We start from the raw sequence: 24,186 nt of genomic DNA on the forward strand, positions 1-24,186 counted from the left end.
GCCATCTATCGGACATCGTGCCATTTAGCAGTATGGTGGGATCTGCTTTACCAGCTCGTCGACCTCGCGAGGACAGATGTAACTGGACCAGTGAGTGACCGAGCTATGCGGATATCCTATCTACTGCTAGCTGTATCGATCTGTTTGGGAGCGATCGGCCAAATCTTTCTCAAAATGGGGGCAAACAAAGCAGACACTGCCGCCTTCTTCTTTCTCGAACCGAGACTCCTGATGGGCTTCGGAGTCTATTTCTGCTCGGCAATCCTTTACACGCTGGCCCTCAAAAAACTGCCTCTATCGGTCGCGTTTCCCAGCGTCTCGCTGAGCTATGCGATCGTTTCCATCCTGGCGCATCTGATTTGGAAAGAACCCTTCGGGGTCAGGCAGATTGCCGGTCTGGCCACGATCTCGTTAGGGGTGTTTTTGCTCAATCGCAATGGCTAGTCTAGCCTGCGCTGCCCGGTGGACTTGAAGGTTCAGTCAGTTGATTCGGGTTCGGCGATCGCAGACTCTAACAACAACTCGTCAAATTTCTCCACTTCGTAACACTGGTGAAACTTATTTGTGACCTCGAGCAAGTAGGAGCGATTGGCCGGTAGCCGTTGCTTGCGAATAAAGCCTTTTTCCACCAGCTCGGCGACATGTTGGTAAGCTCCCGAGCCCCGCAATTCCACCAACTCCACCTGCGTAATCGGCCCCCGCAAGACGATCGCCGCTAGCGTGCGCGTCACTGCCAAGCCAATTTCGGGGGGCAGGATATCCGTCACCATGTCCGTAAACGGTTCCCGCAACTGCAGGGCAAAGCCGGTCTCCACCTCCAACACTTCTAAGGCAGAATCGCGGTGGGCGTAATCCTCCATTAATTCGAGCAGGGCATCGTAGGCATCCTCGCGATCGCAGCTGGCCAGTTCGGATAGCTCAGTTAAACTGACTGGCTGCCCTTTGAGATACAAAATTGCCTCAATCTGGTTTTTGAGTGCCATTACGTCGGTGGGAAGTTCGAGCTGCGATCGCCTCTATAGGCCATTGAAGCCTGAAATGCTTGCGATAGCAGCAGCTAGGGCAGAATTGGGCGAGCCGAAAGTACGAAGGAACGAGCGATCGTGCGAGCCTTGCGTTCCACTGGTTGCAGGTTCTGCCGTCGGCTAAGATCTTGGCAAAAATTGTGCGATCCCTGTCGACTTGAGGGGGATAAGCCCCCATCCCTAGAGTCAGATTGGTTTGATTTGTTAAATTCCTACAGAAACTTTCGCCAAAAGCCGCTATCCAAGGATATATGGATAAATAAATCTCTCCAATACACATCCCCATTGCTTCCCATGTTCGATACGCCCCTCCCGTCCGATCGATCTAAATGTATGTATAAGGTTTTGACTGAAACCCTCATAATGTGAAGATCGGATGAACTCGTTATTGCTACAGTAAGTCATATTCCGCTGCGAGGACTGACCCGTGCAGGTACCGCTGGACTACTACCGGATTCTAATGTTGCCGCTCCAGGCAGATGCCAACAGTATTGAAAGTGCTTATCAACGGCGTTTGTATCAAGAGTTGTGGCCTGGATATTCAGCGGATACCGTGGCTGCGAGGCAGCGGCTCATCCAAACGGCTCGCGAAGTGCTCGGCGATGCCGCGCGCCGCCAAGAGTACGACAGCCAACTTACCGCCACCCACCCTCTGTTAGAGGTGGACCTACAGGATATTCCGGCGGCGTTGGCGATCCAGTGCGAAAACGGCGATTACGAACTGGCACTGTCGGGGGTGCAGGTGGCCTTGCGCGAGAGTGAGCCCGCCCCCGACCTGCTGCTGACTCAGGCGATCGCCCGCCTGTATTTGGGGCGAGAGCAATGGCAGAAGGGGGATTATGAAGCGGCGGCCAGTATGCTGCAGCAGGCGTTGGCCGAACTGATTAACCACCACGTGTTTCCAGAGGTGCAGGCTGAGGTGATTTCAGATCTGAATAAGCTACGACCCTATCGTATTCTCAAGCTCCTGAGCTTACCTGACGAGTTGGACCCCAAGCGTCAAGAGGGCCTGACACTGTTCCGCAATATGCTGGACGAGCGCATGGGGATTGAAGGGGCCGGTCAGGATGGCTCGGAGTTGAGTGCTGAAGATTTTCTCCGCTTCGTGCAGAAAGCCCGCACCCAAATGACCGTCAGCGAGCAGCAGGAGATTTTCGAGATCGAGGCCAAGCGACCCTCCGTGGTGGCCACCTATTTGGCAGTGTATGCCCTGATTGCAAGAGGCTATGTGGAAAATCGTCCGGCTCTAATTCGGCGAGCGCGGGGATATTTGGTGCGTTTGGCCCAGCGGCACGATATCAATTTAGAGCAGGCTATTTGCGCGCTGTTGCTGGGGCAGCCGGAGGAGGCTACGCGGTTGCTCGAGCGCAGCAAAGACTCAGAAGCCCTCGATAGCATCCGCAGCGAGTCTGAGGAGATCGCGACCAATGGCGAAACCGATGTTCTGTTAGGGTTGTGCCGCTATATCGAGGGGTGGCTGCAAGATGAGGTTTTCCCGGAATATCGCGATCTCGATATCAGTCAAGCTTCATTGAGCACCTACTTCGAAAACCCGCAGGTGCAGCAATATCTAGATGAGATGCCCGCATCCAGTGCAGAAATAGACTGGCTGGCGAATTCTATGGAGGGCGGAGTTAGTTTGCCCTTTAGCGACAGCGATTCCGGCTTCTCGGGTTTGGCAGCGAATGCAGTTCATTCGAATGGCACGACAACTACTCCTGAGGTCTCTCCGTCTGCGGCAGCAGTCTCCAGCGATACGACATCCACGACGGCTTCCCCACCTGTACCGCCGCTGCCGATGGGTCATTTCAATGGTGGCGATCGCAACGGTCACAGTGCGATCGCCGATGGCTATCGCACCGCCGCTCCAGAACCCCCGCCTGGGATCTCTCCCTATGTCGGCGCGATCGCTGAGGCGGACGCGCGTTTGGGGGACGGGGATGAGGGCCTGGGCTCGATGTACGAGGGCGAGGCTGAAGATCGTGTTGCTCGCCGCCAGCCAGAGGAAAGCTCTTCAGTATGGTTGTTGCGGCTAGGGGGCGCAGCCGTCGTGCTGGCGGTGCTAGCTTTGGGCTGGCGAGTGGCAAGCCGCCTGTTTACCAATCCGACCCCCGTTCAGACCGAAATTCAGCCTCTGGTTGCGCTAGAAGCCTCCCCGGTAGAGATTGCTTCTGCCGCAGAGATTGCCGCTCTGGCTACCGCGAGAAAGTTGACAGAGGCTTCAGCTCGGCGCGCGATCGAATCTTGGCAGGCGGTTAAAAGGGAGGCTCTAGGGGAAAACTACAACCTTGCCGCGCTCGATGACATTCTGCTCGAACCGCTGCGGTCTAGCTGGCTGGAGCGAGCGCAGCAGTTGCAGGCGATCGGGGCTCACTGGAGCTATCCGCAACAAGCGGTGGAAGTGGAACAGGTGATTCCTGGAGCGACTGACGATGTGGGGAGTGTTGTGGTGCAAATTAGCGAGACAGCAGACTACATTGTCAACGGGCAGCGACAACCCAATATCTCCTACAGCAATCCCTATCGAGTGCGCTACAACTTGGTCCGTCAGGACGGTCGCTGGATGATTCAGAGTTTTGCCACGTTGTGATACTGGCTTTGCCAGCAGTGTTTGCTAGCCGCACGGCAGAGTGCCATCGGTGGAATCGGGTAGACTCAAAATACACGGATGTTCACGGCGGCCCCGTCTATGACTTCATCTTCCTCTCTAGCTGTGCGCGAGTTACCCCTCTTTCCGCTACCTGGCGTTGTACTGTTTCCGGGGCGTCCGCTACCGCTGCACGTGTTCGAGCCTCGCTATCGCATGATGCTCAATACAGTGATGGAAAGCGATCGCCAGTTTGGCGTGCTGCTGTGGGATAGCGACAATCAAGAAGCTGCGCGCGTGGGGTGTTCTGCGGAGGTGGCCCAGTTGCAGCGGCTGCCCGACGATCGGATCAATATTTTGACGGTGGGAGTGCAGCGGTTTCGGCTACTGGAATACGTGCGCGAGAAACCCTATCGAGTTGGGTTGGTGGAATGGATTGATGACGAGTTCACCCAACAACCGTTGCAGGGGCTGGTTCGAGACGTTCAAAATCTCTTGAATGATGTCGTCCATCTCTCCGGCAAGCTGACCGATAAAGAAATTGATTTACCCGACGATTTGCCTGACGATCCAGTCGAGTTGTCCTACTGGATTGGGGGCAATTTTCAGGGGGCTGCAGACGAGCAGCAACTACTTTTGGAACTCTTGGATACAGAGAAGCGCCTCCGCCGCGAGGCAGAAATTTTGGATACCACCTGCAAGCATCTGGCTGCCCGCACGGCCCTCAAAGACACGTTTTCCGATCGCGAGGCTTAGGGCGTGTCATCAGTTAGGACCTGGAATCCTTATCAATACAAGGGTTTTAGCCTCTGGAAACCTGCGAGGGCAAAGAGCTCTTTGATGACATCCCCAAGACTCTCCCTGAGATGAGGTATGTGTGGACGTTGGCCGGACAGCTTTGTATCACGCTTCGCGAGGGGGGAAGGGGTTAGGGGATGGGGACCAGACACCTGCCGAACTGACGTTGTCAAGAAGCCTAAGGCGTCTCTCAGTGCGCAGCGACGCATCTGGCACCTCGTTTTAGGCTAGTTATGACACATTTGCCTAACTGATGACAGGCCCTAGGTTTCGAGCAAGTGATGCCTCAGAAATGCTCCGGCTTCGGCGATCGCCCGCTGCCCTTCTTCTAGGATGGGGGCAAATAGATGGAAACAATGAATCATGTTTTGCCAGACCTTGAGTTCTACTGCAACATTGACCAATCCAGCTTGACGAGCCAGTTGCAGGGCATCGTCCAGTAAAACTTCCGAAGCCCCAACGTGAATCAAGAGCGGTGGTAGACCGGACAGATCGCCATAGAGGGGCGATACGAGGGGATGTCTCAGGTGTTCGGCGGCAGTGTACCAAGTCGTGACGGAATCGAGCAGTTGCGCAGAGACCATCGGATCGATGTCTGCATGAGTCGTAATGGTTTGGCTCGTTCTGGTCAGGTCGCAGTAGGGTGAAATCAGCAATGCTGATGACGGCAATACCTCTCCTGCCTCTTTGAGAGATAACAGCGCTGTCAGTGCGAGATTGCCGCCAGCAGAGTCTCCGGCGATCGCCACCCGAGTGGGATGCAATGCACGGGTATGGGTCAGCCAGTGGTAAGCAGTCAGCGTGTCCTCTAAGGCTGCTGGATAGGGATGTTCGGGGGCGAGACGATAGTCGATCGACATCACACTAACTCCCGATGCTTCAGCCAAATCGCAGGCAATGCGTCGATGAGTTTGGAGGGAGCCGACGACAAATCCACCGCCATGCAGATATAGGATGACCCGCTCTGAATTGCCGCGCGGACTTGAAATTAACTCGGCAGCAACACCATCGGCATTGACGGGATTCACTCGTGCAGTGGGATGGGGCGGCAAAGAAAATCCATCATTGAAGTTCGACCTCATCTCAGGGGGCGTACTGCCCCAAGAAAAGTCTTTCACCATAGCAATAATGTTTTTCAGTTCTTGTTGGCTCACGATGCTAATGGGGAACGTCGTAAACATCAGAGTCGCTGAAATTTTAGACCCGCTGCCCCAATTAGAATGCAAATAGGCTCGCAGGGATACTCATTGTGATTTATTTGCCGGTTTCCGCTCTCCTGTTTTTAGTTCTGCTACTCTCGCTGCCATTTTTAATCTTGGGGTTCACCTTCGATGTCGTCGTGGCAGCAGCAGCGAAGTTGGGCTTCGCTCCGGAGATCGGACTCTTGCTACTGGTGTCGATCGTCATCGGCAGCACCATCAACATCCCCCTCTATCGGGCAGAATCGACCGTTCTGGAACCTACCCTCGAAGCCTTTCAGGATTTTTGGGGACAGCAGTTTTGGGGGTTTCCCTTACAGCGCGTCCGTCGCACCACCATGGTGGCGCTGAACGTGGGAGGCGGGCTAATCCCCGTCATCATTGCCTGCTATCAGTTCGCCCAAGCCTCTGCTGCTTCCATTGTGCTGGTTACGGCCATTGTCACCTCGGTGAGTTACTACGCTGCCCAGATCGTGCCGGGGATTGGCATTCAGATTAATCCGCTACTGGCCCCCATCACAGCGGCGATCGCCGCTGCTCTGCTGGCGGGCGGTCCTCCTGTCGCCTTTGCGGGTGGCGTCTTGGGTACTTTGATTGGAGCAGATTTGCTGCACCTCAAAGAAATTCAAAAAATGTCGCCTGGGGTGCTCAGTATTGGCGGTGCAGGGGTCTTCGACGGTATTGCTCTATGTGGCTTATTTGCCTTGCTGCTCAGTTAGAGGGCGGAGAGGCGGCGGTGTTGCAGGCTGGGCATTTGGCGGCGTACCTGCTGCAGGCGAGCGGGGTCGATTTCGGCGATCGCCAATCCGGGCTTTTCTCCGCCAGCGTCGGCCAAGATGACCCCCCACGGATCGACAATGGCGGCATGACCGTGGGTCTGGCGGCGCTGATAGTGTCGACCCACCTGAGCGGGGGCGATCGCGTAGCAGGTATTTTCAATCGCCCGTGCCTGCACCAACACCTGCCAGTGATCTTTGCCGGTGAAGGCTGTAAAGGCCGCCGGGATCGCCAGCACGTCAGCCCCTTGAGAGGCTAAGGTGCGGTAGAGCTCGGGAAAGCGAACGTCGTAGCAAACCGAGAGTCCCAACGTGCCCAGCTCTTCTACATAGCAAGATTGAATGTCTTGACCGGGCATGACGGTATTTGACTCGCGGTAGGTATTGCCATCCGGCAGGTTGACGTCAAATAGATGCACCTTTTGGTAGCGAGCCAGCTCTCGGCCATCGGGGCCGATGAGCGAGGCAGTGTTGAAGACTTTGTTGTTCTCAGTGGGAACGGGGTAGCCTCCCCCCAAGACATATGCTTGAAATCGCTGTGCCATCTTGCGCAGAAATTCTTCTGCCCGTCGAGCAATTTCGGGGGCCAACTTCGCTTTCTCGGCTTCATCCCCCATGTAGGCAAAATTTTCGGGCAATGCAATCAGCTTGCATCCTCGTCGTTGAGCTAATTCAATCCACTCTTCCGCCTGAATCAGATTCTCTGACAGGTCGGGCTTACTCGTCATTTGAATAGCAGCAGCAAGATAAGGCTTCATGCGCGATCGATCGATACCAGTGACTACAGATAACCTTTAATGCTAGCAGTCCCGACCTCCAGACAACAGGGCAAATTTTCTTAGTGACGGTTCCTACGGCGTGCCTGTGTCCATTACGGTGACAGCATTGTCAGGACCGAACGCCACTTGCAGTTCGACCGGAGACAGGCTCTCGTTCAGAGCATCGGGTGCCTCTGGAGCAGATGTATCTTGCTCGACGGAATCCGCTGAGGATGGTTCGGGCAAAACAGGCTGGGCGGGGGAGGCCTCGGCAGGCGTAAACGTTTCAAACTCGGCCAGGGGGGTTTCTGCCTGTCGATCGCCTGCCACCTCGCCTTCAGGTGTGGCAGCCACAATGTTGCCATCGGCATCGACGGTCACTCGATACACCAAGGGCTCGGTTAGATCCTGCGGAGATTGCCACTCAGCTTCGAGTTGCTCCTGCAAGCGCGTGGCGATCGTGCTGACCTCTGACTGGTTAGCTTGGCGGGCCAGTCCGTTGGCGGCCACTGCCTCAGATTCCGGTCGAGACTGGCTGCGATCGCGGCTCTCGGGCACGGTGGGAGCCGTTGCCGCATTTCGATCGGGCAATTCTAATAACTGCTCCGATGCTTCTCGAACGCTTGCAGTTTGACTCTCGGTGACTTCGCGACCGGAGAGTACCAATGCCCCTACTGCAATGCCGATGGCTGCGATGCCGATGGCTGCAATGCTGGCGGTTTGGCGATACCAAGCCACCGTTGGAGGCGGGGTTTTGAGGCGATCGAGATGGGGGATCGCCTCTTTAATCTCTCCGAGCGACTCAGCTAGATCGTAGAGCTGAGTCATGCTCAGGTCTACTTGGCCGATGCCCTCTCCCTGGCGCAGGGTAATGCGGTGGCGCACGGCATCTAGGGGGCGAATGGCGACGCTGCCGCTAAAGGTGCCTTGAGGCTCGGTCCGCAAGAGACTGGCGAGGTAGTGCTCGATGGTGCTGACCAAATCTTTGAGTAGCTCGATATCGCCGCTAAAGGTTTTGGAGGTCTCGCCCAGTTGCACCACTAGTTCGCAATTGACGGGAGCCACAAGGCCCGACAATCGATCGGGCTGCTCGGTTTGCCCCCGAACGGAAAGGGTACAGGTGGTGTGGGCGTAGTTTTGGGTAATGGAGGTGGTTGTGGGCATGGCGGTTGAGGCCGATCGCGCAAAAGGACAAGTTACAGATTCATAATGCCGTGGCGGCGGGGCGACACGGCCTGCAGTCAAATTTCTGAAACGGGGAGATCGCCGGTCACCGGAACGGCGGTTTCTGGCGCCGCGTCAGCTTCTGGTTCTGTTTCTCCGTCGGGCAGTTCCAGTTCGGGACGGGTCAGGAGGGCATTCCACAATCGCTGGGGACCGTATTGGCTGCCGTAGAACAGCAGTTCTACTAAGAGGGTTAGAGCCAGCTCGGTGATGCTATTTTGAGGTCGCCGATCGCCATCTGCCATGCGATCGCGATAGCCCGCATGGAAGGCATCTAAATAATCGGCGATCGAGGGCTCTTGCAAGGGGGAGACTTCCTTGGCGATGCACTGCTCCAATTTCGCCATTGTGGTGCGGATTTGGGTGTGATTGTGGCGAGCCAGATAGGCGGCGACCAGCACCAGTGCTCGTACTTCCTCGATATCGACTTTTTTGCGTCCGCCAGAGCTTTTGCGTAACGGATTCGCATTGCGCAAGCGCCACAGAGTAACGCGATCGCCGATCGTCTCTGCCAACCCGAGGGCGCTGGCTGCCGAGAGCATCACTTCCGAGCCTTCGTCGCACAGCGCCTCGATCGCCAGCAAGAGAAAATCTAGGTGAGCTTTGGTGGTTGCTTCCAATCCCGTGCGGTTATCGGGCAGGCTCAACGCTTTTAGCGCTGCGGCTACCCCCTCTCGACTCTCACCACTCATCATTCGACTTACCGCCTCTCAATCGTTGCCGTTGCTGCGATGGATTCCCGAACCAAACGTTTCGCGATCGCATTTGGCCTTGTCTAGGCTACCCAGCAAAGGTCGCCCCACACAAAAAAGCTTCCAGCGGGCAATGGCCAACTGTCAGCCTATAGCTATCATATCGGGCTGACACCTAAGTCATCGAACCAGCCACAGCCACGTCTAAATCGCGAAATAAGGGCGTACTCAGATAGCGCTCGCCAAAACTAGGTTGCACCATCACCATCAGCTTGCCCGCATTTTCGGGACGGCGACCCACCTGAATGGCCGCCGCTAGAATCGCTCCAGTCGAAATGCCGGAGAGTATCCCTTCTTCGCGGGCGAGCCGACGACTGTAATCGATACTCGTGTCGTCGTCGATCGCAATCACTTCGTCAATCACCGAGCGATCGAGAATGTCGGGAATAAATCCCGCCCCAATCCCCTGAATTTTGTGAGAAGCCGGACGCCCGCCACTCAAAACTGCACTGGCGCTGGGCTCCACCGCCACCACGCGCACGTCGGGCTTGTGCTGCTTGAGGTATCGGCCCACCCCCGTAATCGTACCGCCAGTCCCGACTCCGGCTACAAAGAGATCGACCGTACCGTCTGTATCCTGCCAAATTTCGGGGCCGGTGGTGCGATAGTGAATGTCGGGGTTGGCAGGATTGGTAAATTGCCCCAGCATAATGGCGTTGGGGTTCTGGCGCACGATTTCTTCTGCCTTCCAGATGGCTTCCCCCATACCGCCACCGCCGCGCACTAGCTCCACCCGAGCCCCATAAGCTTTCAGCAGGAGTCGTCGTTCCACACTCATACTCTCGGGCATGGTGACAATCAGACGGTAACCCTTAGCTGCTGCTGCCATTGCCAAGCCCACCCCCGTATTGCCCGAGGTGGGCTCCACCAAGATGGTTTTGCCGGGGGTAATCCGACCGGCCCGTTCGGCGTCTTCGATCATGCTGACCGCAATTCGATCTTTGACGGAAGCAGCGGGATTGAAGCTTTCTAGCTTCACCACAAGGCGCGCTCGACAGCCTTCCGACTGGGGGATGCGGTTGAGCTGGACGAGGGGAGTGCGCCCGATCGATTGAGTAATGTTCTGGGCAATGTTCATGGGCGTGGGCGTTAAGAAATAAAGTTAGACTGCGCTTGTGGTGCTGGCGGGCGATCGCAGGCGATCGATGAAGAGAATGCCGTTGAGATGGTCGATTTCGTGTTGCAAGACGCGGGCCAGAAACCCGCTGGCAGTGAATTCAACCCGATCGCCGTCAGAATTGTACGCCGAGAGGCGAACCCAGTCAGGCCGCCATATTTCCCCTCGGCGATCGGGCACGCTCAGACAGCCTTCCGTAAAGCTGCAGGTTTGGGCGGAATCATCCACAATCTCGGGATTGAGCCAAATCTGCAGAGCAATATCGGGGGCTTCGGGATAGCGGGGGTTGTTGTGGCATTCGACGGCGATCGCCCGCAGGGAGCGACCCACTTGAGGCGCTGCTAGACCGACGCCATGGTGCGATCGTAAAGTATCGACTAGATCGACTAAAAATGCCTGAAACTCTGGGATAGAAATCATCTCCTGCGCCACGGGCTGCGCCACTTGACGCAGGATCGGGTCGCCAATTTCGAGAACACTCAAGCAAGCCACGAGCAGTACTTCGCCAGCGGAGAGGGAACGACTTCTCAATCCTAGCTTCCCAGCTTGCCATCCCCGACACTAGCCAGCCAGTTCGTCCATCTTGGCAGCCAACTCGAAGTCTAGATTGGAGATCCCTCCGACATCGTGGGTGGTCAGATCCACCACTACTTTGTTGTAAACATTGAACCATTCGGGATGGTGGCCCATTGCTTCTGCCACGAGGGCAGCACTACTCATCCAGCCAAAGGCTTCGACAAAACTACCAAAGCGATATTCCTTATGCAGCTTGCCGTCTTCGATCGTCCACAAAGAGAGTCGGTCCAACCCGGACTGGATCTCGTGATTACTCAATTTTGTTGCGCTAGCCATAGGAGCATCCTCTCGTCGACCGCTTCAGTATGCACCCTCAAATACCGGTTCGGTCAACTGGCACGATTGTCCCAATCGCAGCACGATCGCCCCTTCACCTCCAGCGAGGAACCCGCAAGCAATTGAGATAATCTTGCAGAACAATACAAATGCCGAATTCCCTCCAATATTAAGAAGTCATTAAAGGTCGAAACGAAAGAATTTACATTCCAACCAATTTCTAAACATTCTGTCGATCCCCGCAAAGATGACATAGCGTAATAAATAGGACATTATGAATTGTCCAGTTTTGTTGGCTCCAGCGATTGATACTGTCTAGTCATTTGATGCCCTCTAGTCATTGATGTCGCCTGTCGATTTCTATTATCTATCAGAGCCAGCTAACCCATAACTTCGCCAAACCAACACTTTTCTGACGTCACCGCTTGCACTTAAGGCAATATCACAATGCATTCAGTTCACGATCGTTCGGACCGAGGCGGAGCCCTCGCCTTTTTAGGCGCCGAAGCGGCTCCCGAGCAGGCTTCTCGCGTCGGACATGCTGCCTACGTCACCATTCACGGTCACTTTTATCAACCCCCCCGCGAAAACCCCTATTTAGATGACATCGAGCCCCAGCCGGGGGCAGCTCCCTACGAGAACTGGAACGAGCGCATTCTGGCCGAGTGCTACCGCCCCAATGCCTTTGCCCGCATTTTGGACGAGCGGGGACAAGTGGTCCAAATCGTCAATAATTACGAATATCTCAGCTTTAACCTCGGCCCAACCTTGATGTCGTGGCTAGAGCGTCACGATGTTGAGGTCTACCGTCGAATTTTGGCTGCCGATCGCAACAGTGCTCGCCGTCTCGACGGCCACGGCAATGCGATCGCCCAACCTTACAATCACGTTATTTTGCCTCTAGCCAACGAGCGGGATCGGCACACCCAAATCCGCTGGGGCATCGCCGATTTCGTCAAGCGGTTCCAACGGCGACCCGAAGGCATGTGGCTGCCCGAAGCGGCGATCGATCTGCCCACAGTGGCAGCCCTCGTGGAGGAGGGAATTCAATTTGCGATTCTCGCTCCCAGTCAGGCTCAGCGATGCCGACCGATGGGCAGCAACGATTCCGAATGGCACGAAGTGAGCAATAGCCAAATCGACCCGACGCAACCCTACCGCTGCTTTTTGCCAGCGGACGATCCCTCGCAGCCACAGCGCTATCTCGATATCTTTTTCTATGACGGTCCTGTCTCGCGGGATATGGGCTTTAACGATGTGGTGGATAGCAGCCACCAGCTCGTCGGCCGCCTCGCCCAATGCTTGCAAGATCGCGGCGATCGCCCCCAACTAATCCATTGCGCCACCGATGGCGAAACCTTCGGCCACCACAAGCGGGATAAAGAACGGACGCTAGCTTTTGCCTTTGCCTACGGCTTGCCGCAGGCCGGGTTAAGCATTACCAACTACGGCCACTACCTCAGCCAACATCCTCCCACCTGGGAAGTGCAACTCAAGCCCGTGACCGCTTGGAGTTGTGCCCACGGCGTCGGTCGCTGGGAACGGGATTGTGGCTGTGCCAGCGAATCGGGCTTGCACCAAAAGTGGCGGCAGCCGCTGCGGCAGGCACTCAACTGGTTGCGCGATCGCCTCGGAGAGGTTTACGAATCGAAGGTATCTACTTATCTGCGCGATCCCTGGGCAGCCCGCGATGCCTACATCGATGTCATTCTCGATCGCACCCCCAAACAAATCGATCGGTTTTTGCAAGCCCACCGCAGTCGCGAACTGCGGGCCAACGAAGTGGTGGATGTGTTGCGACTGTTAGAAATGCAGCGCAACAGTCAACTGATGTTCACCAGTTGCGGCTGGTTTTTTGAAGAGCTCTCGCGCCCAGAAGGGGTACAGATCTTGCGCTATGCGGCGCGGGCGATCGAGCTGGCTGGAGATGCCGCCAGTATCGATCTCGAAACGGAGTTTCTAGAACGCCTGCAACAGGCTCCCAGCAATTGCGAGGAGTATGGCGATGGGGCTGAAATCTACCGACAGCGAGTGCTATCGGCCATTGTTTCCCCTCGGCGAATCGCGGCTCACTATGCCATTAAGTCGCTGTTTAGCTCGTTTTCTCGGGAAGCTCAGATTTATAGCTACACCGTCGAGCAGTTGGATGCAGATGTTCCCCATCGCGCCACAATTGGCGGCGATACGCTGGCGCTCGGCCGCTTGCTGGTGAAATCCAGCATTACGCAAGAGTCACACGACTTAATCTATGGGGTCTTGCATCTGGGGGGCTGGGATTTCCATTGCTGCATACAGCCGTTCCCCGGCCAGCGGCGATACGAAGATATTCAAGCCCGCTTGTTTGGCTGTCTCGACCATCGCGCCCAAGCGGCGATCGCCCTACAGTCGGAATTCGGACGCGAGTATTACACCCTCGACAGCTTGATCTCCCGCGATCGCCACGAGATTATGCGCATGTTGACCCATTCCACCCTCGGTCACCTCAATCGCCTCTATCGCAAGATCTATCAAGATAACTACCGCGTACTGCTGGCTTTCCGTCGCGACGACTTGCCCGTCCCAATCGAGTTGCAAGCCGCCGCCAGCATGACCCTCAACCAGCGTCTGGCGCTGTTGATGGAGTCGCTCGAACGAAATCCCGAGCGGGGTCATATGCTCCAGCAGCTCCAGCAAGTCGTCACAGAAGCTGAGGAGTTAGGCTGTTCGCTCCAGTTGGAGGAGGCAACCGCCAGCCTCAATCGACTGCTGCGGCAGCAGTTATGGCATATCCTCCACGCTCGCGAATTGGCGGCTACGGCTCAGCCCTTGCTCCAGCTCGATTGCTATCTCAATGTGGTTGAGATTTTGCGGGCCCCAATCGACGTCGATCGCGCTCAGGAAATGTATCTCGCCTGCTTGAGCCAGCATGCTGTGGCTGCCACCCAAACGGGGGCGAGCGTGCCGCTGTCGGGGTTGTTGGCCCTCGGCAATCGCCTACACATCAATGTCAACACCTGTTTAGAACGCTGGGTTCAGCAGGTTTCCTAAAGAGTCTCCCCTCTGTGTTTTCAAACCAGTTGGCAATCTGCGCAAGTTCCTCCATCTCCCGAACGTATTTGAGGGGGTTGGGGGAACTTAAGGCTAGGTTGGGCGAGTGTGCGAGCGGGCTGTAGCTCTCCTGCTGCCCCTAGACTCAAGTGTTCGGCGGCAATGGCAATTTTGATTCTGCCGCGATGCGCACTGTTATTCCGGGCAGAATGGTGTTGAACTATGAAGGAATGATTAAAACTAATGGCAAGGTTCAGTGGCTTTGTCCGTCGTCTGCTGCTGGCCAAATTTCTTCACTCTTCAAGTCACGCCTCAATTGCCGCTGGAGTCTCCCATGAATTACCTTTGGACCGTGCTACTCGCCCTAGTAGGAAGTGCGATCGCCGTCAAACTTCGCATTCCGGCAGGGGCTTTAGTGGGCTCGTTATTGGCCGTGGGCTGCGCGAACGCACTGAATGTGTTTTCGGTTCCCACTCCCCCGCAAGGAACCAAATTTATCCTACAGGTGGGATTGGGGATTCTATTGGGGGCCACCATTACGAGCGATGCGCTAGCAGGGTTGAGAGATCTGTGGCGACCTGCGCTCCTCTGCACCTCCATTACGCTTGTAGCCGGAATTGCCTCTGGTTTGGCGATCTCTCGCTGGCTGGGCTTAGAGCGGCTGACGGCATTACTCGGCTCTGCGCCAGGGGGCATGTCGGATATGAGTCTCATTGCCTTAGATATGGGGGCACAGGGGCCGACCGTCGTACTCATGCACTTGACCCGCATGGTTAGCGTGATTGTCGTTGTCCCCATTGTGGTCAAACTGGCAGTGCGTTGGGGCAGTCCGTTAGGGTAATTGTTGACTAATGCTGAAGCCCGCAAAGCCTTTCCCTTAGAAGTCGTTGGCCGTTGCCGAGAGAATTGCTAGATACGGCAACTCTAACGGTCTCAGGTCAACTCTTTCAGCAGGCCCGCACAGGCATCCAATAATAAGTCCACTACATAGCGAAACCCTGCATCTCCTCCGTAATAGGGATCGGGCACTTCGCGATCGCTGTAATGGCTGCAATAGCTGCAGATCGGCTCGACCTTTTCGGCATAGCGACCGTCAACATCCCAGCGCAGGATATCGCGGTAGTTTTCTCGGTCCATCGCTAAGATGAGGTCGAACTGTTCGAAATCAGTCTTGTCGAACTGTCGGGCTCGCCCAGACAGGTGAATCCCTCGGGCAAGGGCGGCCTGTTGCATGCGGCGATCGGGGGGGGAGCCGATATGGTAGCTGGACGTTCCGGCTGAGTCGCAGGCAATGTGGTCGGAGAGGTTCGCTTCTGTCACTAGATGGCGCATAACGCCTTCTGCGGTGGGCGATCGACAAATATTGCCGAGACAAACGAAGAGCAGTTGGGTGGGCATGGCTGGGCCGAAGCGGGACACGACGGTTGAAATTGTATCGCAGCAAGGGCTGAGGGCGCAGTCTAAGCGGCGGGACGGGGTTAATGCTTTCGAGTGGGCGATCGCGATCGCAACACCGTCAAAATCAGAAAGATGGCCGGAATCATCCCCACCACCACAATCGCTAACGCCCCCGGTGCCGACTGAGCCAAACGCTCGTCCGACGCCAGCCGAAAGACCCGCACGGCCATCGTGTCAAAATTGAACGGGCGCAACACCAATGTGGCCGGCAGCTCCTTCACCACATCCACAAACACCAACATGGCTGCACTGAATAGACCGCTCGCGATCAGGGGGGCATGCACTTGGGTCAGGGTGGCGATGGGGCTGTAACCGAGGCTGCGGGCGGCATCGTCGAGACTGGGCTGAATGCGCACTAGGCTCGATTCAATCGTATTGAAAGAAACCGAAAGGAAGCGCACCAGATAGGCGAACACCAGTCCGGCGATCGTGCCACTCAGCAGCAATCCGGTGGAAAAATTGAAGGTATTGCGCATCCAGGCATCGATCGCATTATCCAGTCCCGCCATCGGGATCAGCACGCCGACAGCAATCACAGAACCGGGGACGGCATATCCCATCGTGGCAAAACGGGCCGCAAATCGCATGACCGAATTCCTCTGCAAGCGCAGTCCGTAGGCGATGAGTAAGGCGATCGCCACCGCTAACAGTGAAGTCAGAGACGCCACCATCGCAGTATTGGCGACATAGCCCCAAAACCCCCGCCCCAAACCTAGTCGGGCCTGCCGCACAGACCAATTCAATAGCACCCCTCCTGGCAGCAAAAAGCCCAGTCCAACCGGGATCGCGCAGGTTAAAAACGCTGCAGCAGCCCGCCAGCCGCTCAAGTCGTGACTGGGGGGCAGGAGACGACCGGCAGACTGTTGTTCGTATCGCATCCGTCCGCGCGATCGCCGCTCCAGCATGAAAATGCCGAAAATAAACATCAGCAACAGTGCCGCCAACTGCGCCGCCGCCACCGGTTCCCCCAGACCGAACCAGGTGCGAAAAATCCCGGTGGTAAAGGTATCTACCCCAAAAAACTGTACGGTGCCAAAATCATTCAGAGTTTCCATCAGCACCAACGCTACACCCCCCGCGATCGCCGGTCGCGCCAGCGGCAGAGCCACCGTCCAAAAGGTTCGCCAGGGGCCACAGCCGAGACTGAGGCTAGCTTCTAAGAGCGATCGCGATCGCTTCAAAAAAGCAATGCGCGTCGGTAGATAGACATAGGGATAGAGCACCAGCACCAGCATGGCGATCGCCCCCCCCAGCGAGCGAATGGGGGGAAACCAATAATCGCGCGGTCCCCAACCGGTCCAAGCCCGGATCGCCGACTGCACGGGACCCGAGACATCGAACACATCGGTATAGGTATAGGCCAACACGTAGGCGGGGGCAGCAATGGGCAATAGCAAGGCCCATTCAAACACCTGGCTGCCCGGAAAGCGGCAGAGGCTGACCAGCCAAGCCGTTGCCACCCCAATCGCAGCCGCACCGCTCCCCACCCCCAGCATCAACCAAATGGAATTGCGGATATAGCGAGGCAAAACAGTGGAGGCAAGCTGCTGCCAAATTTCACCCGTGGGGGCAAAGATATTGCCCAACACCACCCATACCGGAATCGAAAATAGTAGGGCGATCGCCATGACTGCGGCGGTCCATCCGTTCGGCGCGATTCGCTTGACGAAGCTGAAAATCTGAGCGCGGGGCGATCGCTTTCCGTCAGCAGGGCTCGGGTCGTGCATGGTTGATTCCAGTCGGGCTGACTAGGCCAGCACCCACTCTACCAGAGTGCGCACGCCATACCCGGTGGCCCCTTTGTTGTGGTAGGAGTAGTCCTTGTCGGTCCAGACAGTCCCGGCAATATCGAGGTGAGCCCAGGGAGTTTTGTCTACAAACCGCTGCAAAAACAGAGCTGCACTAATGGAACCGCCATCGCGGCTGCCGGTATTTTTCATATCCGCCACCACCGAACTCAAGCTTTCGGCATAGCTGTCTTCTAGAGGCATTTGCCAGATTTGCTCCCCCGATCGCTCGGCGGCAGCCTTCAACTCGGCAGCCAGCGCCTCATCCGGCGTGAATAAGCCACTAATGCGCTTGCCCAACGCAACCATAATGGCCCCCGTGAGCGTCGCCAAGTCCACAATGGCATCCAGCTCCAACTTGTCGGCAAACACCAGTGCGTCAGCTAAGGTCAGACGACCTTCAGCATCGGTGTTGTTGATCTCGATCGTCTTTTGGTTGGAGGCGGTGAGAATATCGCCGGGGTGGAGGGCGCGACCGCTAATCATATTTTCGGTGGCAGCCACAATAAAATGTACTTCCGCGTTCGGTTTGAGGGCGGCGATCGCCCGCGCTGCGCCGAGGGTTGCTGCCGCCCCCCCCATGTCGGTCTTCATCATGCCGATGCTGGCCATCGAGGTTTTGAGGTTGAGACCGCCCGAATCGAACGTGACCCCCTTGCCGATAATGGCCAGTCTGCGCTTGGGCTCTCCGACGGGCCTGTAGGTCAGGTGAATAAATTGGGGGGGAAGGTCTGATGCTTGAGCCACCCCCAAGAACGCCCCCATTCCCAAGGCTTCGCATTCTGCCCAGCCCAGCACTTCCACATCGAGGCCGTACTCTACGGCGATCGCTCGGGCGGCGTCCGCCAGAGCGAGGGGGGTGACAATATTGGCAGGGGCGGCCACTAACTCGCGAGCGAGTATCGTTCCGGCGGCCACTTCGCGCGCCCGAGCCAGAGCCGGTTCGTTGGGTTCGAGTCCTAAGAAAACAGCGGACTCGATGTTGCAGCCATTGCCATTTTCAGTCCCAGATTTGAACCGTACGTCGCGGTGAGCCACCAATAATACGCCTTCTGCCATCGCCTGCAGGCACTCCTCCGCCTCCAGCTCGCTGTCGGGGAAAGCAAAGGCGACCGTCTTGGCTTTGAGACTATTAGCCTTGCGCAGTCCCGCCGCTGCCGCGTTGCGCAGGATTTCAGTGGCGAACTTGTCGGCCTTGCCCAACCCCACCAGCACCACTTTGCGGATGGCGCGCCCGATGCGAGTGGCTGCCGTACTGCCTGCTTTGGCCTTAAATTCGGTTTCTGCCGCCAACTCGGCGATCGCTCCCTCCCAATCCGAAGCATCGATCGCCTCGATTCCAGCGGGCCAAACGATGCCGTCGTCAGTCTGAAAACATCCTAAAATCAGGCAATCCCCAGACCAGCCCGAAATGGGGGTCAATCCCGAACTCAGTTGAAGAGAGGGCATTTGAATCTGCATTGGAAACCTGCGAATGGCGGCAACGATAAAGACTGTCCCTACCCTACTCTACCTTTGGATTTGATGGCATTCGGCTAGGGGGGCGATCCTCGAAAACTCCTGTCAGCTCTGGGAATGCGCTTGCGAACCCAGGCGGTTTCTCCTGCAACGCTCTTCCAAACAGCGGTGCTAGAATCCACTTACTGCTTGCCCCTTCAAACTGCTTGCCCCCTTAAAGCACAACGCCACTCTAAAAGACCCCAACCGACAAGGATAGTGTCGTGGCTGCCCATCCTCCCCAACCTCCCTCCAAGCACAGATACGCCCACAAAATCGATGTCGCGAAGATCTATCCCTGTCCTGTTTGTCAAAAAGGACAGATTCGCCCCATTACCTTGATGGATGCATTGGGCTGTAGCCACTGCCAGCAAATTTTTGCCACCACCTCCGATGGCATGGAAATCGAGCATCTCGCCATGTCTTATGCCACCCGTAAAAGTTGGTACTGGGAAGGCCAGCGCTGGGTTTCTACCTACGAGCGCGATCGCACTCAAGTGGTGCTCTCCCGAGGGGCAGTGTTCTGCACGATTGGGCTAGCAGCGGGGGCTATTTTAGCCGGACTATTTGGCTTTCCGTTACGGTGGATCTTTATTTTGGCAGTCACCTCGGTCTTTGCCCTGTGGTTGATTTTGGTGGCACTGCCCAACCGCTGAGCGACAGCATTCGGCCCGAGAGAAGCCCCATTGGCAGCCCCAAGCAAACTTTCAGATCCTTCCTTTTCCTCGAAGGGCGCGCTAGTCTACTGCTGAGAGGCAACTGTTCGCCCACATTTCTCCTAAGCCTGCAACAGTTGCCCGTGCTATAGTCCGGCACTCATGAGAATTCTGCAGTGAACCACTACGATCTAACGACTGTGCTGCGTCAGGTGTGGCGCGTTCGATCGCAACTCAGCCAACTGTCGGGGGCAACCAAAAACCGCGCCCTAGAGGCGATGGCTACTGCTCTGCAAGAGCGTGCCGACAGCATCTTAGAAGCCAATACCGTCGATCTCGAAAATGTGCGGGGACAAAAACAGCCCCAGTGGATGCTGGAGGGGATGAAGCTCACTCCCGAACGCTTGAAATTGGCCGCTCTGCAATTGTCAGCTTTAGCGGGTTTGCCCGATCCGGTGGGGACACTGGACGGCCATTGGAACTACGACAGCGGGGCCTCGCTGGCCTGCTATCGGGTGCCGCTCGGGACACTGGGTTTGGTCTACGAGGTGTATCCCGAAATTCAAATGGGCGGTATTGGCATGGCCCTCAAATCGGGCAACGGCCTTGCTGTGGCAGGCAGTCCCCCTCTGGCTGCGACTCAGGCTGCGATCGCGTCATTGTTGAGTGTGGCGGCTTACGAGGCGGGCATTCCTGAAGGGGCGATTCAAACTATTCCTGCCGATCGCTCGGAAAACTTGCAGGCTCTGTTGAGACAGCAGCATTTTGTCGATGCTTTGTTGGTGTGTGGCCGGAGCAGTTGGGTGGAGCGCATGCAGGAGGAGAGTGCAGTGCCGACGATTGCCGCACAGTTTGGGCAGGGATATGTGTACATTGCGGCCAGTGCCAGTTGGGAGCAGGTGCAATCTACGCTGGTGGAGGGGTGTTTTGGGGCTGGCAGCCAGTCGGGCGATCGCCATCAGCCTTTCCAACGACCGATGTTGGGAATTCTGATGCACGAGGCTTGGGCGGAACGATATTTAGAAAAGTTTTTGGTGGCGTTAGAAAACTACCTGTTAGTGGCAGATGCCCGCTCGCGAGCTCTGATACCGGAGTTGCCCCCTCTGCCGGCGGGAGATGAGTTGCCCAGCGATCGCCATCTCCTGCCGTTAAGAATTGTGGCCAATTTGCCGGAGGCGACTGACTGGCTCGACAAACACAGTTACGGTCAGCTAGAGGCGATCGTGACTGATTCTGCTGGCGATATCGAGCAGTTTTCTCGCTCGGTAGAGGCTAGTATTCTCTATGTCAACAGCTATCCCAATCTGGGCGACCCCACCAATAGCCAACTGGGTGCTTTCCTCGGCATTGCCACTTCCAAGCTGCCTGCTCGCGGCCCAATTAGTCTCAAGAGCCTGACGACAGTAAAATATATTTCTTGGGATAAAGCTCAATCAGGGTTCTAGCCGAGGGATCGTTGTTAACATCTACACTAAATTTTGGCACGGTCTGCCCAGGTCAAACAGAGATTCACGAAGCTATTCGGAATTTTATGTCAAGCCTTCTACCTCTACTGGTAGAAAGCAAACACGAGCAGACGCAAGTAATATGCTCTATACTTTTGAGCAGAGTTAGTCAATGTATATTCTGTGAGCATCAGAGAACTTTTAGCTAGGATACGCAACAAATTATTTGGAGTGAATGCGATCGCAGACGGTATGAAGGCGATAGAAACTGCAGTGGGGGATTTACGAATAGAAATCAAGGATACCTTGAAAAAAGTTAACTTAAATGTATCCGATCTTTCTCCACAAGGAGAGTTTGTCCCACCAGGTCATTTTTATTCTTGCATTCCGTCAAAAGAGAATATAGATCGCATTCGTTCTATTGAATGGCATCCCGAGGCATTGCCTGGAATTGAAATTGACTCAGATGCTCAGTTCGAGCTTTTAAAACAATTTCAAGCTTATTATAAAGACATCCCATTTACACCTCAAAAACAGACACAACTTCGTTATTTTTACGAAAACCCTGCCTATTCCTATACTGATGCCATCTTCCTCCACTGTTGGCTGCGTCACCTGAAGCCCAAACGGGTCATTGAGATTGGTTCAGGCTATTCATCCTGTGTCACATTAGATACGAGCGAAAAATTTTTCGATAGCGCAATTGACTGTACCTTTATTGAGCCCTACGCCGATCTGCTAAAATCTCTAATTAAGCCAGAGGATTGCGATCGTATTCATATCATTGAAACAGCCCTACAGGATGTCGATCTGTCGATCTTTAACGCTCTCGAAGCCAATGACATTTTGTTTATTGATTCTACTCATGTCAGCAAGGTAGGTAGTGATGTTAACCAGCTCATTTTTGAAATTCTACCTCGATTAAATCCTGGTGTTTTGATTCACATGCACGATATTTTCTATCCTTTTGAATACCCGTTGTCTTGGCTGGAAGAAGGGCGAGCTTGGAACGAACAATATATTCTTCGGGCTTTCTTGCAGTTTAACAATCACTTCCGAATCCGACTACTTTCAACCTATGTTATTCGTCAGTTCCAAAATTGGTTTGGAGAACACATGTCCGATTGTTTAAAAAACCCTGGCGGATCGATTTGGATTGAGAAGACTGAATAATGAACTTTGCGCTAAAATCTTCATATTGTAATGCTTATATGAGTCTCTTATGCTATTGCAGTTGGCCTCATCTTTCGATAACTAAGATAGCAGAAAGTGCCTACGAGAGACTGGAAATCGAGATAGATGATTCCAAAAAGCTCTAGGGCACCTCGAAAAATAGGGATCGCCTCAAAATTGGCAACGAGATTTCAAGGGTTTCAGCCTCCAAGCGGGAGAGAACAAGCAATTAATCGAGGTGCCCTCCATTCTTAATTCTTATGTTTTGTTTTGCTTCTTTAGCGATCTCTGCTAACCCGTTTTTGCGAAAATTCTGCATAAGCTTCCAACACAGAATTGGCTATGTCAAACATTCGTATAGAACCTTTGTCTAACCAAAGAATGTGAGTGGCTATCTTGCGCAGAAAATCATTTGAGTGAGATACAATTGCTACCAGGCTACTAGATTCCATCATGTCTGAAATTCGCCGCTCGCATTTGAGGCGGAATGAGCTATCGCCTACGCTCAAAACCTCGTCTAGAAATAAAATATCTCGTTCGATAGAGGTGGCAACTGCAAAACTTAGCCGCGATCGCATTCCAGAAGAGTAGGTGCGCATTGGTCGATCTATGTAGTCTGCTAGTTCGGAAAAAGCAATGATACGATCCATCTGTAGTAAGATTTCTTGGCGCGTCAAACCCAGCAATATCCCACTCAAAATAATATTGTCTCGCCCAGATAAATCTCGATTAATGCCAGCCCCTAAAGAGAGTAAAGCTCCGACTGTTCCTCGAACAGTTACTTGACCTTCGTCTGGCAATAAAATTCCTGACAAAACTGAACATAGAGTGCTTTTACCAGCACCATTCATACCAATAACACCAATAATTTGTCCGCGATGCCACTTTAAACTCACATGTCTTAGTGCCCAAAATCCATCGCCCTCGAACCGGGCGTCCGAATTAGGCATGTTGGCTCGCTTTCCTGCCGCCAATTTTGCCTGTAAAGAGGTACGATAGCGCAGCCCTAAGTCATTAGCCTCAATCAAAGGTAGATCTTCTGTAGGATTGAGGATAGAAGCTGGTAGGTGTTTCGAGGTGTTGTTCATTAGAAATGTTTGATCAGACGACGATTGTAATGTCGATAAACGCTTCCCCCCACAAGCAAAGTCAAGAGACTCACAACACTTAAGGTCAGCCAATGGGATAGTGGAATCCATTGGGGAGAATACAAGACACTTCTGAATCCTTCAAACACTAGTGCAAGTGGGTTGAGTAAAAAGATTCGGTGCGGCCAGCTCCCTTCACCAAATCGCTGAACAATTAAATCCGTACCATACATACCTGGGCTCAGAAACCATACAATCCGAATAAAATGATTGATGTATTGACTTAGATCTATGGCAAAGACACCCATCGTGGAACATAACAACACAGATCCTAGAGTGAGTATTGTTGTAAAGCCGATCAGAGGAATGACCTGAATTAATTCGATTCCGAGAGGCTGTCCAATAGCCAAAGCAACTGCAATCAAGGTTAGTATTCCGGCAATAAAAAATACAAGCTGTTCCAAGACTAGTGTGCAGGGCAAGACCCAAGTAGGAAATGGAAAGGCTTTGATCAAAGGCTCTCGCGCTCGCAATAGCATTGCCGAGCGAGCTAGGGCAGTACTGAAGAACTTCCAGGACAGCAGCGCACAACCGATAAACAGAAAGTAAGGTTGATATCGATCTGCTCCCAGTACAATTCGTTTAAAAATACCGAATACACCAATCATGACGAGGGGATCGATAAACCACCAGCTCCAACCAAATCTAGACCGGGTGAGATTCAGAATTAACTCGAAGCGAGTCAATTCTGTAATCAATCTGACATTAGCCCTCAACCCTTTGCGTATCCCCTTCGAAGAAGATGGCGCTTCGAGCGAGGGGCGGTTTATAGATTGAGAGGTATTAGCCATAACGGATAGAACGATCGGACAAACGAGTGTTTGATTCAGGCTTGAATTGAGTGGGAGTACTTTAAATCAGCCCCATTTCCAGTGGCATCGCAACAGATACATGGAATGAAGATGTA

General features: G+C 54.6%; 22 protein-coding genes. 9 read left to right on the forward strand and 13 right to left on the reverse strand.

Going from position 1 to position 24,186, the window contains the following annotated elements; translation table 11 throughout:
* Window positions 1-105: 105 nt before the first annotated feature.
* Complete coding sequence (locus SYN7336_RS07450; protein WP_017325302.1) at window positions 106-444, forward strand: multidrug efflux SMR transporter; 339 nt, start codon at window positions 106-108, stop codon at window positions 442-444.
* Window positions 445-476: 32 nt separating this feature from the next.
* Here SYN7336_RS07450 and scpB read toward each other — a convergent pair whose 3' ends face one another.
* A complete protein-coding gene (gene scpB, locus SYN7336_RS07455) occupies window positions 477-983 on the reverse strand; it encodes an SMC-Scp complex subunit ScpB (RefSeq protein ID WP_017325303.1) in 507 nt (168 codons plus the stop codon).
* A gap of 469 nt (window positions 984-1,452) precedes the next feature.
* Here scpB and SYN7336_RS24915 point away from each other — a divergent pair, with 469 nt between their 5' ends.
* The gene (locus tag SYN7336_RS24915; RefSeq protein WP_156820069.1) at window positions 1,453-3,615 is read left to right on the forward strand and encodes an IMS domain-containing protein; all 2,163 of its coding nucleotides are present in this window, start codon (window positions 1,453-1,455) and stop codon (window positions 3,613-3,615) included.
* A 99-nt stretch (window positions 3,616-3,714) separates the two neighbouring features.
* Window positions 3,715-4,368: an LON peptidase substrate-binding domain-containing protein gene (locus tag SYN7336_RS07465; RefSeq protein WP_026100795.1), complete on the forward strand. Its 654-nt coding sequence runs from the start codon at window positions 3,715-3,717 to the stop codon at window positions 4,366-4,368.
* 305 nt (window positions 4,369-4,673) lie between these two features.
* Here SYN7336_RS07465 and SYN7336_RS07470 read toward each other — a convergent pair whose 3' ends face one another.
* Window positions 4,674-5,564: an alpha/beta hydrolase gene (locus tag SYN7336_RS07470; RefSeq protein WP_038026701.1), complete on the reverse strand. Its 891-nt coding sequence runs from the start codon at window positions 5,562-5,564 to the stop codon at window positions 4,674-4,676.
* A gap of 95 nt (window positions 5,565-5,659) precedes the next feature.
* On the opposite strand from SYN7336_RS07470, the gene SYN7336_RS07475 reads away from it, so the two are divergent.
* Entirely contained in the window at window positions 5,660-6,328 is a 669-nt protein-coding gene (locus SYN7336_RS07475; RefSeq protein WP_017325307.1) for a DUF1614 domain-containing protein, read from the forward strand.
* Here SYN7336_RS07475 and SYN7336_RS07480 read toward each other — a convergent pair.
* From SYN7336_RS07480 to SYN7336_RS07510, 6 genes are all read right to left on the reverse strand, one after another.
* Window positions 6,325-7,143: a carbon-nitrogen hydrolase family protein gene (locus tag SYN7336_RS07480; RefSeq protein ID WP_017325308.1), complete on the reverse strand. Its 819-nt coding sequence runs from the start codon at window positions 7,141-7,143 to the stop codon at window positions 6,325-6,327. The two genes, SYN7336_RS07475 and SYN7336_RS07480, sit on opposite strands and share 4 nt — an antisense overlap.
* Before the next feature lie 93 nt (window positions 7,144-7,236).
* On the reverse strand, window positions 7,237-8,307 hold the full coding sequence (locus SYN7336_RS24920) for a DUF4335 domain-containing protein (RefSeq protein WP_017325309.1): 1,071 nt from the start codon (window positions 8,305-8,307) through the stop codon (window positions 7,237-7,239).
* A 77-nt stretch (window positions 8,308-8,384) separates the two neighbouring features.
* Entirely contained in the window at window positions 8,385-9,062 is a 678-nt protein-coding gene (locus SYN7336_RS07490) for a DUF3038 domain-containing protein (protein WP_227498621.1), read from the reverse strand.
* Window positions 9,063-9,234: 172 nt separating this feature from the next.
* Window positions 9,235-10,197, reverse strand: a complete 963-nt coding sequence (gene cysK, locus SYN7336_RS07500) for a cysteine synthase A (protein ID WP_017325312.1) — start codon at window positions 10,195-10,197, stop codon at window positions 9,235-9,237.
* Window positions 10,198-10,221: 24 nt separating this feature from the next.
* Window positions 10,222-10,767 carry a peptide deformylase gene (gene def, locus SYN7336_RS07505; RefSeq protein WP_017325313.1) on the reverse strand — a complete coding sequence of 182 codons (546 nt, stop codon included), beginning with the start codon at window positions 10,765-10,767 and terminating at the stop codon, window positions 10,222-10,224.
* Window positions 10,768-10,797: 30 nt separating this feature from the next.
* Complete coding sequence (locus SYN7336_RS07510) at window positions 10,798-11,088, reverse strand: 4a-hydroxytetrahydrobiopterin dehydratase (RefSeq protein ID WP_017325314.1); 291 nt, start codon at window positions 11,086-11,088, stop codon at window positions 10,798-10,800.
* A gap of 447 nt (window positions 11,089-11,535) precedes the next feature.
* Between SYN7336_RS07510 and SYN7336_RS07515 the strand changes: the two genes are divergently transcribed.
* The gene (locus tag SYN7336_RS07515; RefSeq protein WP_017325315.1) at window positions 11,536-14,115 is read left to right on the forward strand and encodes a DUF3536 domain-containing protein; all 2,580 of its coding nucleotides are present in this window, start codon (window positions 11,536-11,538) and stop codon (window positions 14,113-14,115) included.
* Window positions 14,116-14,449: 334 nt separating this feature from the next.
* Complete coding sequence (locus SYN7336_RS07520) at window positions 14,450-14,956, forward strand: AbrB family transcriptional regulator (protein ID WP_017325316.1); 507 nt, start codon at window positions 14,450-14,452, stop codon at window positions 14,954-14,956.
* A 92-nt stretch (window positions 14,957-15,048) separates the two neighbouring features.
* Here SYN7336_RS07520 and SYN7336_RS07525 read toward each other — a convergent pair whose 3' ends face one another.
* From SYN7336_RS07525 to SYN7336_RS07535, 3 genes are all read right to left on the reverse strand, one after another.
* A complete protein-coding gene (locus tag SYN7336_RS07525) occupies window positions 15,049-15,513 on the reverse strand; it encodes a low molecular weight protein-tyrosine-phosphatase (RefSeq protein WP_017325317.1) in 465 nt (154 codons plus the stop codon).
* A gap of 80 nt (window positions 15,514-15,593) precedes the next feature.
* Window positions 15,594-17,300, reverse strand: coding sequence for an iron ABC transporter permease (locus SYN7336_RS07530; protein ID WP_017325318.1), 1,707 nt, complete (start codon window positions 17,298-17,300; stop codon window positions 15,594-15,596).
* Between the two features lie 21 nt (window positions 17,301-17,321).
* Window positions 17,322-18,809: a leucyl aminopeptidase gene (locus SYN7336_RS07535; RefSeq protein ID WP_038026706.1), complete on the reverse strand. Its 1,488-nt coding sequence runs from the start codon at window positions 18,807-18,809 to the stop codon at window positions 17,322-17,324.
* Between the two features lie 272 nt (window positions 18,810-19,081).
* Between SYN7336_RS07535 and SYN7336_RS07540 the strand changes: the two genes are divergently transcribed.
* The 3 genes from SYN7336_RS07540 to SYN7336_RS07550 all read left to right on the forward strand — a co-directional run bounded on the left by SYN7336_RS07540 (window position 19,082) and on the right by SYN7336_RS07550 (window position 22,131).
* Entirely contained in the window at window positions 19,082-19,513 is a 432-nt protein-coding gene (locus SYN7336_RS07540) for a hypothetical protein (protein WP_017325320.1), read from the forward strand.
* A gap of 176 nt (window positions 19,514-19,689) precedes the next feature.
* Complete coding sequence (locus SYN7336_RS07545; protein ID WP_017325321.1) at window positions 19,690-20,958, forward strand: aldehyde dehydrogenase family protein; 1,269 nt, start codon at window positions 19,690-19,692, stop codon at window positions 20,956-20,958.
* A gap of 183 nt (window positions 20,959-21,141) precedes the next feature.
* On the forward strand, window positions 21,142-22,131 hold the full coding sequence (locus SYN7336_RS07550; protein ID WP_202951146.1) for a class I SAM-dependent methyltransferase: 990 nt from the start codon (window positions 21,142-21,144) through the stop codon (window positions 22,129-22,131).
* A gap of 278 nt (window positions 22,132-22,409) precedes the next feature.
* Here SYN7336_RS07550 and SYN7336_RS07555 read toward each other — a convergent pair whose 3' ends face one another.
* Both SYN7336_RS07555 and SYN7336_RS31475 read right to left on the reverse strand, forming a co-directional pair.
* The gene (locus SYN7336_RS07555; RefSeq protein WP_017325323.1) at window positions 22,410-23,219 is read right to left on the reverse strand and encodes an ABC transporter ATP-binding protein; all 810 of its coding nucleotides are present in this window, start codon (window positions 23,217-23,219) and stop codon (window positions 22,410-22,412) included.
* Window positions 23,219-24,070 (reverse strand): ABC transporter permease, encoded by an 852-nt coding sequence (locus tag SYN7336_RS31475; protein WP_162139093.1) that lies wholly within the window; start codon window positions 24,068-24,070, stop codon window positions 23,219-23,221. The genes SYN7336_RS07555 and SYN7336_RS31475 overlap by 1 nt, the downstream gene beginning before the upstream one ends.
* Between the last annotated feature and the right edge of the window lie 116 nt (window positions 24,071-24,186).

It is taken from the genome of Synechococcus sp. PCC 7336, from assembly GCF_000332275.1.
Taxonomy (GTDB): Bacteria; Cyanobacteriota; Cyanobacteriia; order Thermostichales; family PCC-7336; genus PCC-7336.